The following is an 11,192-nucleotide window of genomic DNA, read 5'->3' on the forward strand; positions in this document are numbered from 1 at the left end:
GCTGACCCGGCGCCATGGACGCGTGGCGCGCAGGCGGGCGATCCAGCGGTCCTTGGTTTCCATGAACAAGCCATGCCAGCGCGCAAACCATGGCAGGCTCAGCAAAGTAGGGCGCGTCAGGCTGTACAGGCGCGCGACGGCCGCCGCGCCGCCCAGCTTGGCGACGACGATCACGCCGATGCCGGAAAACGCATGGCCGCGCGCGATGGCCAGCAAGGCCAGCAGCTTGACGGGAAACAGCAGCACGGCCGGCAGCACGAAGATGGCCAGCGCCCAGTACGGCGGCAATCGCTTGATCCACGCTTCGAGCGCATGCAGCGGCGGAAACTGCGCCACCACCTGCATGATGCGCGTGCCCGTCGCCCACAGCCATTCCTCGGCCAGCAGGAAAATGGCGGCCAGGTAGACCAGCGGCGCGAACAGCCAGCGCCTGACTCTGTAGAATTTTTTCATCCGTCTCCGTGCGCGGCGGATGTTTGCCGCGATTGCCACGATGATACGTCAAAAAAGCCCGCTTGCCCCCGCTTGCGGTGTGCCAGGCACCGTCTGGCGGGGCTACAATAGACAGATGAATAAAGCCTTTGTAAAAGAATCGGACAACGACGACGACGAGGAAGCGGCCGCCCTGGCGCTGGCCATTCCGCCCGGCGCGAAGAACTACATCACGCCGGCCGGCTACCAGCGCATCAGGGAAGAGCTGCTGCAGCTGATCGACGTCGACCGTCCGGAAGTGGTGCGCATCGTCCACTGGGCGGCGTCGAATGGCGACCGCTCGGAAAATGGCGACTATATCTACGGCAAGCGGCGCCTGCGCGAAATCGACCGCCGCATCCGCTTTCTGACAAAACGCATGGACCTGGCCGCCATCGTCGACCCCAGCGTGCACCATGGCAGTGACCAGGTGTTCTTTGGCGCCACTGTTACCTACCGGACAGAAGACGGCGAAACGCACACCATCACCATCGTCGGCATCGATGAATTCGACCCCTTGAATGGCAAGATCAGCTGGATCTCCCCCATGGCCCGCACCATCACCAAGGCGCGCGAAGGCGACCTGATCACCCTCAACACGCCGCAGGGCCCGCAGGAACTGGAATTGCTGGAAGTGACGTATCCGGCGCCGGGAGAGGGGTAGTTTGCGGTGACGCAGGGTGGCTGATGCGCACGCGGGCACACTGATCATTTAGTTGGTATCAGGAGTTGCCATACCCCGCCGCCTTCGCCTCGTCTTGCCCGGCGTTCCGCTGCATGTGGTGCAGCGTGGAGTGAATCGCCAAGCATGCTTTCCTGATGGGCAGGACAAGCAGCGCTATTTTGATTATCTGCGCAGTTGTTTGGTGCTTGCGCCATGCCATCTGCATGCTTATGTGTTGATGAGCAATCATGTGCATCTCTTGCTCTCCACGCAAAGCACAATCTCCCTGTCGTCGCTGATGAAAATGCTGAACTAGCGTTATGGGCAGTATTTCAACTGGCGTTATGGACGCACCGGCAGCTTGTGGGAAGGTCGCTACAAGTCTTGCCTGGTGCAGGGCGAGCGTTATTTATTGATTTGCCAGCGCTATATCGAACTTAATCCCGTCAGGGGCGGTATCGTGGCATTGCCTGGGCAATATTGCTGGTCCAGCTATCGGAGCAATGCGCAGGGCGTAAATGATGATCTGCTGTCTCCGCATTCCTTGTATTTGACGCTTGGACGTGACGCGTCTGAACGGCAAGAGAAATACCAAACGTTATTTCAGGATGAGTTGGGCGAGCGTTGCATTGGACAACTGCGTGAGGCACTCCATGCTGAATTTGCGGTAGGCGACCAGGCGTTTTTACAGCGAGTTGCGGAAAGGAGTCGGTAGCCAGCAGCGGAGATCCGGGGTCAGACCCGGCGGGTCTGACCCCAGCTTTTTGCTGTGTTAATTAATAACGTTCGAATCAGCAAAACATAAGGGCCTGGGTCAGTCGCTTCGCGATTGGAATGCGCCCCATTGGGACGTATTGCCCCGGCGGGTCTGACCCCAGCTCTTTGCCAACAATTCTTAGTTACGCTCGCGCAGGATGCGGTTCACGCCGGCTACCCGCCGCACATTGCGCAGCAGGGCGGCCAGGTGGACGCGATCCTTGACCTGCACGGTGAAGCGCAGCTGGTCGAGGACGTTGTCCTTGTCTTCGTCCATGCCCACATAGATGATGTTGGCGTCCGATTCGCCGATTTCGGCGGCGACGCGGGCGAGGATGCCCCGTTCGCTGTTGATCAGTACCTTGATGCGGCAGTCGAAGCGGCGGTTCAGTTCGGTTCCCCAGCGCACGGCGATCCAGCGGTCCGGTTCCTTGGCGCGCTGGCGCTTGGCTTGCGAGCAGTCGCTGGTGTGCACCAGCAAGCCCTGGTCGCGGCGCAGCTGGCCGATGATCTGGTCGCCGGGAATCGGCAAGCAGCATGGCGCCAGCTGGACGGACACGCCTTCGCTGCCGCAGATGGTGACAGGGTCGAGCTCGCTGCCGCTATTGTGTTCCACTGGCATGCTGGCCGCTTCGCCGCCGATCAGGCCAAAGATGTGGCGCGCCACCAGCGTCGCCATGCGCTTGCCGATGCCGATGTCCGCGTACAGCTCGTCCATGGAGTTGGCGCTCGACTCGTTGAGCAGGCGTTCGACCAGTGGCGCCGGCAGGTCGGCGTCGATGTTCAGGGTGTGCAGCGCCTGCGACAGCAATTGCTGGCCCAGGGCGATCGATTCGGGCAGGTTGATCGTGCGCAGATGGTGGCGGATGGCCGAACGGGCCTTGCCGGTGCGCACGAACGACAGCCACGTCGGGCTGGGGCGCGACGAGGAATCGGTGATGATTTCCACGATATCGCCATTGTGCAGCTCGGTGCGCAGGGGCGAGGTTTCATTGTTGATCTTGACGGCCACGGTCTGGTCGCCGATGCCCGTGTGAATCGAATAGGCGAAGTCGATGGCCGTGGCGCCGCGCGGCAGGGCGATGATCTTCGACTTCGGCGTAAACACGTAGACGGAATCGGGGAACAGGTCGACCTTGACGTGTTCGAGGAATTCGGCCGAGTCGCCCGTCTGCTGCTGGATGTCGAGCAAGGATTGCAGCCACGCATGGGTGCGCTGCTGCAGGTCGGACGGGTTCGATTCGCCGCTCTTGTAGAGCCAGTGCGCCGCTACGCCGGACTCGGCCGTGCGGTGCATTTCCTGCGTGCGGATCTGGAATTCCACCGGCGTGCCGTAGGGGCCGATGACGGTCGTGTGCAGCGACTGGTAGCCGTTCAGCTTGCGGATCGCGATGTAATCCTTGAACTTGCCCGGCATGGGCTTGTACAGGCTGTGCAGGGTACCCAAGGTCACGTAGCAGTCGGCAAAACTGTTCACCACCACGCGGAAGCCGTACACGTCCAGCACTTGCGAGAACGACAAATGCTTGCTGCGCATCTTTTTATAGATGTCGTACAGGGTCTTTTCGCGGCCCGTCACTTCTGCGTCGAGCTCGGCCATGGAAAGGGTGCTTTTCACCGCTTCCATGATCTTGTTGACCACTTCGCGCCGGTTGCCGCGCGCCGCCTTGACGGCTTTCGCCAGGGTGCGGTAGCGCATCGGGTACAGGTGCGAGAACGACAGGTCCTGCAGCTCGTGATAAATGTTGTTCAGGCCGAGGCGGTGCGCGATCGGCACATACACTTCCATGGTCTCGCTGGCGATGCGGCGCTTTTTCGCCGCCGTCATGAAGTCCAGGGTGCGCATATTGTGCAGGCGGTCGGCCAGCTTGATCAGGATCACGCGCACGTCGGAGGCCATGGCCAGCAGCATCTTGCGGAAGTTTTCCGCCTGCGCTTCGATCTGGCTCTGGAACTCGATCTTTTCCAGCTTCGACAGGCCATCGACCAGGTGCGCCACCGGCGCGCCGAAGCGCTCGATCAATTCATCCTTCTTGACGTCCTGGTCTTCCATGACGTCGTGCAGCAGGGCGGCCATGATGGCTTGCGCGTCGAGCTTCCAGTCGGCGCAGATTTCGGCGACGGCGATCGGATGCGAGATATACGGCTCGCCCGAACGGCGCATCTGGCCCAGGTGCATTTCGTCGGAGAAGCGGTAGGCTTCCTTGACTTTTTTCAGGTCGGCGGGGGACAGGTATTCGGCCAGCTTGTCGGCCAGGTGGCTGACGGAAGCCACGCCCAGCGCGGGTGCTGGCGGTGTTGCGGGGGTATTGCTGCCGGACGTGCCGGTACCGGGCGCGGAAGCGCCCTGGGATTTTGCCGCCTGGCGCGAAGCCAGGGGCGGCAGTGCTGCGGAAGTCGTGTCGGCTGGGGTCAGACTCATAAAACGTCGCGTTGCTTCACAGTGTGAATAAAGGATACGGTAGAACCAGGGGTCAGCACTGTTCCGGCACGCGGGTTCCCAATTACATCGGGACCTTTTTCAGCATTTCGATGCCGACTTTACCGGCAGCGATTTCGCGCAGTGCGACAACGGTAGGCTTGTCCTTGGCTTCCACCTTTGGGGTGTGGCCTTGCAACAACTGGCGTGCGCGGTAAGTTGCGGCCAGGGTCAGCTGGAAACGGTTAGGGATCTGCTTCAGGCAATCTTCGATTGTGATACGGGCCATGGTAACTCCTAAAATTGTTTTGCGTGGTGCTGTGTATGAACTGGCGTGCGGTGGCGGCGATTATTCCGCGTGCAGGCCCAGCTGGGCGAATAGCGATGCGTTGCGGGCCGCTTGTTGCGCAAACCGGCAACGGGCCGCTCTCACGATCGCGCTCAGTTCGGACAAAGCGACCGTAAACTCTTCATTGATAATAACATACTCGAACTCTGGAGCGTGTGCGATTTCGCCGCCGGCTGCCAGCAGGCGGCGCGTGATCACGTGCGGCTCGTCCTGGCCGCGCTTGTTCAGGCGCTCTTCCAGCGCGTCGATCGATGGCGGCAGGATGAAAATGCCGGCCGCGCGGGGGAATTGCTTGCGCACCTGGCGCGCGCCCTGCCAGTCGATTTCCAGCAGGATATCGGTGCCGGCGGCCATCTGCTGCTCCACCATGATGCGCGAGGTGCCGTAGTAATTGCCGTGCACTTCCGCCCATTCCAGGAATTCGCCCTGTTCGGCGCGCGCGACGAAGTCTTCCGCCGTCGTGAAATAGTATTCGCGGCCATGCTGCTCGCCCGGACGCGGCGCGCGCGTGGTGGTCGAGATCGACAGCTTGATGCCGGGCTCTTGCGCCAGCAATGCATTGACCAGTGTCGATTTGCCAGCGCCCGAAGGCGCGGCAACCACGAACAGGCTGCCGGAGAAGGCGGTAGGGTGGCTCATGCGGATCTTTCCATAATCGTGTGATGTTGGCGCGCTTGCCTGCGCAGGCGGCGCCCAATCCGCTATTTTACCAAGAGGCAAGGCGGTGAGCCAGTCCTTGCCGGCGGCATGGCAAAAAACCAGCTTGCCTTGTTTGCCTCAGCGGGGCAAGCGGCCCAGTGCGATTTCACCGGCATTCAGGACGATGGCCCGTCCGTTCACATCGGTGCAGTCGCGGTTATTCAGGCGCACGACGGTGCTGTCGACGGACACTTCCGCGCCCAGGCTGCTGCGCGAGCAGATGCGGTACGAGGCGGCATCGGTACCCGTGTAGATGGCGGCGCCCCGTTCTTTCAGCACGAAGCAGCCGAAGGTGCAGCTTTCGATCGCGTAAGGCGACGGCTGCTGCGCCGTTTGCGCCTGCGCGCCTGCCGCCAGCAGCGCCAGGACGGCGCCGGCGAGTGTCCATGTGCGTGGAGCAAGCATGGCTTATTCCAGGTTCTGCACTTGTTCGCGCATCTGCTCGATCAGCAGCTTCAGGTCCATCGAGGCGTCGGCCAGTTCCTTGACGGACGCCTTGGCGCCCAGGGTGTTGGCTTCGCGGTTGAGTTCCTGCATCATGAAGTCCAGGCGCTTGCCCACTTGCCCGCCCTTGGTCAGGATGTGGCGCGTTTCGCCCAGGTGGGCCGACAGGCGGGCCAGCTCTTCCGACACGTCGATGCGGATGCCATACAAAATCACTTCCTGGCGGATGCGTTCCATGGCGTCCTGGCGCGACAGGGCCGAATTCGAGCCCTGGCTGGCCAGTCCCAGCGCGTCCTGCATGCGCTCGATGGCTTTTTGCTGGAAGGCCGCCACCACTTGCGGGATCAGGGGGGTGATGCGTTTGACGATGGCTTCCATCGCCTCGATGCGCGACACCAGCACGGCTTCGAGCGCCGCGCCTTCGCGCTTGCGGCTGTCAACGAAGGCGGCCACGGTGCGGCGGGTCAGCGCGCCCACGTCGGCCTGCAGGGATTCCTGGCCCACTTGCGCCTCTTCGATGACGCCGGGCCAGCGCAGCAGTTCAGCCACCGTCATGACGGGCGCGGAGACAAAATGCTGGCCCACTTCGTTTTGCAGGCGTGCCAGTTCCGCCAGCAGGGGCACGTTCAGCGCTTGCGTGCCGGCGGTCGCGGCCTTGCGGCCAAAGCTCAGGCGTACCTCGACTTTGCCGCGCGTGATGGCGGACATGACGGCGGCGCGCAAGTCAGGCTCCAGCGCCCGCAAATCGTCATTGATGCGGAATTGCAGGTCGAGAAAGCGCGAATTGACGCTCTTGATTTCAATTGTCAGTGTGCCTGCAGCACCTTCGCTGGTGGCAACCGCGTAGCCTGTCATGCTTGAAATGCTCAAAGGATTCCCCGATTTGATCTTGTATACAGTCACTTATACACTTAATCAGCCAGCGCAGGCAATACCCGCCCGCGCCGTAAAACAGGACCGGATCGCCGGATGGCCTGAAAATTGCTGAATAGTGTGCGTTTTACGGCATTGTAAAGAAAATTGTGTACGGCGGGGCAGGATTGTAGGGATCATGTGTGCATCATCGCCGCCGCTGGCCAGGGCGGCCCCGTGCTGTTGCATGGCTGCAAATATGCGGGCGCGCGGTGTTAGAATCGCTGCCGCAACCCCAATCACACAGGACACCCCATGACATTTGAATCCCGCCCGAGCGGCCGCGCCGTCGACGCGCTGCGCGCCATCCGCATCACCCGCCAGTACACCAAGCATGCCGAAGGTTCGGTGCTGATCGAGTGCGGCGACACCAAGGTCATCTGCACCGCCAGCATCGAAGACAAGGTGCCTGGCTTTTTGAAGGGCAAGGGACAGGGCTGGCTGACGGCCGAGTACGGCATGCTGCCGCGCTCGACGCACACGCGCATGGACCGCGAAGCGGCGCGCGGCAAGCAGTCCGGCCGCACGCAGGAAATCCAGCGCCTGATCGGCCGCTCGCTGCGCGCCGCCTTTGATTTGCAGGCGTTCGGCGAACGCACCCTGCACCTCGATTGCGACGTCATCCAGGCCGACGGCGGCACGCGCACGGCCTCGATCACGGGCGCCATGGTGGCCGCGTATGACGCCTTCACCCAGTTGCAGGCGCGCGGCGCGATCACCGCCATCCCCGTGAAAAGCTTTGTCGCCGCCATCTCGGTGGGCGTCTACCAGGGCATGCCGGTGCTGGACCTGGACTACGTGGAAGACTCGGGCTGCGATACGGACATGAACGTGGTGATGACGGAAGCGGGCCACTTCATCGAAGTCCAGGGCACGGCCGAAGGCGCTGCATTCGACCGCGCCGGCATGAACCGCTTGCTGGACCTGGCGCAGGGCGGCATCGCCGATCTGATCGCCATGCAGAAGCAGGCGCTGGGTATCTGATCTTTCATCTGATCTTTACATAGATTTACACATCGCCGCCCGCCGTGCCGGGCAAAAAGCCCACGGCTGCCGCTTTTTGCGGCAGCGGCAGGCCAGGGTAGGGGCCGCGCAAAAGGTTTACAATGTCGGCACTTCATACAGCCCCGCAGTTCCGCGCAGGGCTGGCCCAACCCGGATATTGTCAATGACCCAACGCCTCATCCTCGCCTCCAACAACGCCGGCAAGCTCAAGGAATTCAACGAGCTGCTCTCGACCATCGGTTTCTCCGTGCACGCCCAGGGCGAGTACGACGTGCCCGAATGCGACGAGCCATTTCACACCTTCGTTGAAAACGCGCTGCACAAGGCGCGCCACGCGGCACGCCTGACGGGCTTGCCGGCGCTGGCCGACGATTCGGGCGTGTGCGTCAATGCGCTCGGCGGCGCGCCGGGCGTGTACTCGGCTCGCTATGCGGGAGAGCCGAAGTCGGATGCCGCCAACAGCGCCAAGCTGATCGCCGACCTGGCAGCGCATGCCGACAAGTCCGCGTACTACTACTGCGTGCTGGTCTATGTGCGCCATGCGGATGACCCGCAGCCGGTGATCGCCGACGGCCGCTGGAATGGCGAGATGATCGCCACGCCGCGCGGCCAGGGCGGCTTTGGCTACGATCCGCATTTCTATATTCCCGCGCTGGGCAAGTGCGCGGCCGAGCTGACGTCCGTGGAAAAGAACGGACTGTCGCACCGTGGCCAGGCCTTGCGCGCGCTGGTCGAGAAACTGCGGGCCGTGCAATGATTCCGATCAAACTGGTGGGCGCTGCCGCCAAGCCTGCCGCCAAGCCCGGCGCCGCTCCCGCGCCGCAGGAAGGCATTTCCGGCGCGGCCGGCGCGGCGCTGCGCTACCTGCAGCCGGGCGCCCTGAACCTGACGGCGCTGCCGCCGCTGTCGCTGTACATCCACTTCCCGTGGTGCGTGAAGAAATGCCCGTATTGCGACTTCAATTCGCACGAGGTGCGCGGCAGCTTCCCGGAAGCGGACTACCTGGCGGCCCTGCGGCTGGACCTGGAAATGGCGCTGCCCCTGATCTGGGGCCGCAAGATCCACACCATCTTCATCGGCGGCGGCACGCCCAGCCTGATGTCGGCGGCGGGCCTGGACCGGCTGATGTCGGACGTGCGCACCTTGCTGCCCCTGGAGCCCGATTGCGAGATCACCATGGAAGCCAATCCGGGCACGTTCGAGACGGACAAGTTCAAGTCCTACCGGGCCAGCGGCATCAACCGCCTGTCGGTCGGCATCCAGAGTTTCAACGGCCGCCATTTGCAGGCGCTGGGCCGCATCCATGATGATGGCGAGGCGCGCCGCGCGGTGGATATCGCGCATGCGCATTTCGACAATTTCAACCTCGACCTGATGTACGCGCTGCCGACGCAGACCCTGGCCGAAGCGCAGCAGGACCTGGAGACGGCGCTGTCGTTCGCGCCGCCGCATTTGTCGCTGTACCACCTGACCCTGGAACCGAACACCCTGTTCGCCAAGTACCCGCCCGTGCTGCCGGACGACGACGAGAGCGCCGACATCGCCGACATGGTGGCCGCGCGCGCCGCGCAGGCGGGCTATGGCCGCTATGAAGTGTCGGCGTATGCGCAGCCGGGCCGCCAGGCCAGGCACAACCGCAACTACTGGGAGTTCGGCGACTACCTGGGCATCGGCGCCGGCGCGCACAGTAAAATCTCGTTCCCGCACCGCGTGCTGCGCCAGGCCCGCTACAAGCAGCCGAAGGCCTACATGGAAGCCGTCAGCGCCGGCAACCCGGTGCAGGAAGAGCGCGAGCTGGCGCGCGAGGAGATGGGTTTTGAATTCATGCTCAACACCCTGCGTCTGACGCAGGGCTTCTCGCCGAATCTGTTCGCCGAGCGCACGGGCCTGGCCATCAACGCCATCGACAAGCCGCTCAACGCGGCCGAGGCGAAAGGCTTGCTGTACCGCGACCACCAGCTCATCCGCCCGACGCAACTGGGATTGAGCTTCCTGAACGACCTGCAGCAGATGTTCCTCGAAGACTAGTGCGCCGTGGCGGCGCGCAGGCGCTGCAGCTTGGCCGCGTACAGGCCCTGGTCGCTGCGCGTGGTGCTGTTGTCCAGCGCCAGTTCCAGCTGCTTGCCGGCCAGCGAGAGTTGCCCCATGCGCGCATACGCCTGCGCCAGCCAGAAATGGAATTCGTGGTAGTACGGGTCGCGCGCGATTTCGCGCGAAAACAGGCGGATGGCTTGCCCGTAGTCGCCCTGCTGCATGGCGAGCTTGCCCAGGTTGAAGTAGTGGAAGGGCGGCTGCGGCTGCAGCGCCAGCAGGCGGCGGCGCAGCGGCAGCGCTTCCTCGGCCATGCCCGACGCTTCCAGCGCCTGCGCCAGGTTGGACAGCAGCACGGTATTGTCCGGCGCGCGCGCCAGCGCGTGGGCCAGGGTGCGGCGCGCCTGCGCCAGGTCGCCATGGCGGAACTGGATCACGCCCAGGGTGTTGTAGGCGCCGCTGAATGAGGGGTCCTGCACGATGGCGCTCCTGGCCCACCAATAGGCTTGCGCCAGTTGGCCTTCGCTCATGGTTTCGGCGGCGCGGTTGTTCATGTACATGGCCAGGATGGTCGCTTCGCTGATCTCGCGCGTGCGGTAGCCGGCCACGTCGCCGGACGGCAGGAAATCGATCACCATCGTGCCATTCGTATCGTAATTGTTGGGATTGTCGTCCAGACGCCGTCCCAGCACCAGGTTGACATGGCCGGCGACAAAATACATGTCGCCGCTGCGGCTCCAGTTTTCTTCGCCCAGCACTTCCTGGTACTGCACCTTCAAGCCCATTTCGCGGGCCAGCGCCGCCGTCATGATCACCAGCGACAGGCAGTTGCCCCTGCGCGCGGCAAACGTTTCGCTGGCATTGCGCGTCTTGGCCGCATCATATTCCAGCTTCAGCTGCGACTTGTCGTACAGGGCATCGTAGAGCGCCACGCGGGGATTCTTGTTGCGCCGTTCGCGTCCCACCTCCGTCTGCACATACTGCCGCATGGCGTCGTCGAGGGCAAACACCGCGCCGGCGTCGACGCCGATGGCCGGCGCGAAATCGCTGTCGTTGAAGATGGAGGGCAGGCTGGCGGGCGGCGTGACGCTGCAGGCTGCGAACACGGCGCACAGCAGGACGGCGCCGAGGCGCGTGAGGCACCGGACGGTGGCAAGATAGGGGCGCATGGTCTCTCCCTGAGAGGCGCCGGCTTGCTCATGTCGCGGTGGCGCGCCAGTCCCACCTGAATCCAGTATCGGCGCGCCTGGCCCCGCTGTCAAATACTTTCAAGGCCGCCGGCACGGTGGCCGGCAGACATTGCGCGGCGATCTTAAAACTCTTCCCAGTCCTGGTCGCCGGTGATGTGCGATGGCGTCTTGTGCGCTGCGGCATTCGTCGTGCCGGCGGCCTTGGGCGCGGCCGGCTTGCGCGCCGGGGCCTGGGGCTGGCGTTGCGGCGCC

The 11,192-nt window shown here is 63.4% G+C and carries 13 protein-coding genes; 6 read left to right on the top strand and 7 right to left on the bottom strand.

Going from position 1 to position 11,192, the window contains the following annotated elements:
- On the bottom strand, window positions 1-453 hold a 453-nt coding region (locus tag JaAD80_RS14040; RefSeq protein ID WP_102294886.1), incomplete at its 3' end, for a hypothetical protein.
- Window positions 454-568: 115 nt separating this feature from the next.
- Between JaAD80_RS14040 and greB the strand changes: the two genes are divergently transcribed.
- The 3 genes from greB (at window position 569) to JaAD80_RS30335 (ending at window position 1,850) form a co-directional block, all read left to right on the top strand.
- Entirely contained in the window at window positions 569-1,135 is a 567-nt protein-coding gene (greB, locus tag JaAD80_RS14045) for a transcription elongation factor GreB (RefSeq protein WP_102294876.1), read from the top strand.
- 130 nt (window positions 1,136-1,265) lie between these two features.
- Window positions 1,266-1,451 (top strand): transposase, encoded by a 186-nt coding sequence (locus tag JaAD80_RS31990; RefSeq protein WP_374755245.1) that lies wholly within the window; start codon window positions 1,266-1,268, stop codon window positions 1,449-1,451.
- Window positions 1,452-1,526: 75 nt separating this feature from the next.
- Window positions 1,527-1,850, top strand: a complete 324-nt coding sequence (locus tag JaAD80_RS30335) for a hypothetical protein (RefSeq protein ID WP_146012388.1) — start codon at window positions 1,527-1,529, stop codon at window positions 1,848-1,850.
- A gap of 180 nt (window positions 1,851-2,030) precedes the next feature.
- Here JaAD80_RS30335 and JaAD80_RS14055 read toward each other — a convergent pair whose 3' ends face one another.
- The 5 genes from JaAD80_RS14055 to JaAD80_RS14075 all read right to left on the bottom strand — a co-directional run bounded on the left by JaAD80_RS14055 (window position 2,031) and on the right by JaAD80_RS14075 (window position 6,657).
- On the bottom strand, window positions 2,031-4,313 hold the full coding sequence (locus tag JaAD80_RS14055; RefSeq protein WP_102294877.1) for a bifunctional (p)ppGpp synthetase/guanosine-3',5'-bis(diphosphate) 3'-pyrophosphohydrolase: 2,283 nt from the start codon (window positions 4,311-4,313) through the stop codon (window positions 2,031-2,033).
- Window positions 4,314-4,395: 82 nt separating this feature from the next.
- Window positions 4,396-4,599 (bottom strand): DNA-directed RNA polymerase subunit omega, encoded by a 204-nt coding sequence (rpoZ, locus tag JaAD80_RS14060; RefSeq protein ID WP_010400723.1) that lies wholly within the window; start codon window positions 4,597-4,599, stop codon window positions 4,396-4,398.
- Window positions 4,600-4,659: 60 nt separating this feature from the next.
- A complete protein-coding gene (gmk, locus tag JaAD80_RS14065) occupies window positions 4,660-5,298 on the bottom strand; it encodes a guanylate kinase (protein ID WP_175533142.1) in 639 nt (212 codons plus the stop codon).
- 138 nt (window positions 5,299-5,436) lie between these two features.
- The gene (locus JaAD80_RS14070) at window positions 5,437-5,763 is read right to left on the bottom strand and encodes a hypothetical protein (RefSeq protein WP_102294879.1); all 327 of its coding nucleotides are present in this window, start codon (window positions 5,761-5,763) and stop codon (window positions 5,437-5,439) included.
- 3 nt (window positions 5,764-5,766) lie between these two features.
- Window positions 5,767-6,657, bottom strand: coding sequence for a YicC/YloC family endoribonuclease (locus tag JaAD80_RS14075; protein ID WP_102294880.1), 891 nt, complete (start codon window positions 6,655-6,657; stop codon window positions 5,767-5,769).
- A gap of 312 nt (window positions 6,658-6,969) precedes the next feature.
- Here JaAD80_RS14075 and rph point away from each other — a divergent pair, with 312 nt between their 5' ends.
- The 3 genes from rph to hemW all read left to right on the top strand — a co-directional run bounded on the left by rph (window position 6,970) and on the right by hemW (window position 9,747).
- Entirely contained in the window at window positions 6,970-7,698 is a 729-nt protein-coding gene (rph, locus tag JaAD80_RS14080) for a ribonuclease PH (RefSeq protein ID WP_102294882.1), read from the top strand.
- Window positions 7,699-7,882: 184 nt separating this feature from the next.
- The gene (gene rdgB / locus JaAD80_RS14085) at window positions 7,883-8,476 is read left to right on the top strand and encodes an RdgB/HAM1 family non-canonical purine NTP pyrophosphatase (protein WP_102294883.1); all 594 of its coding nucleotides are present in this window, start codon (window positions 7,883-7,885) and stop codon (window positions 8,474-8,476) included.
- A complete protein-coding gene (hemW, locus tag JaAD80_RS14090) occupies window positions 8,473-9,747 on the top strand; it encodes a radical SAM family heme chaperone HemW (RefSeq protein WP_180979418.1) in 1,275 nt (424 codons plus the stop codon). The genes rdgB and hemW overlap by 4 nt, the downstream gene beginning before the upstream one ends.
- Here hemW and JaAD80_RS14095 read toward each other — a convergent pair.
- Window positions 9,744-10,919, bottom strand: a complete 1,176-nt coding sequence (locus tag JaAD80_RS14095) for a tetratricopeptide repeat protein (protein WP_102294885.1) — start codon at window positions 10,917-10,919, stop codon at window positions 9,744-9,746. The two genes, hemW and JaAD80_RS14095, sit on opposite strands and share 4 nt — an antisense overlap.
- Between the last annotated feature and the right edge of the window lie 273 nt (window positions 10,920-11,192).

Origin of the sequence: Janthinobacterium sp. AD80 (genome assembly GCF_002878455.1) — a bacterium.
Lineage (GTDB): Bacteria > Pseudomonadota > Gammaproteobacteria > Burkholderiales > Burkholderiaceae_D > Janthinobacterium.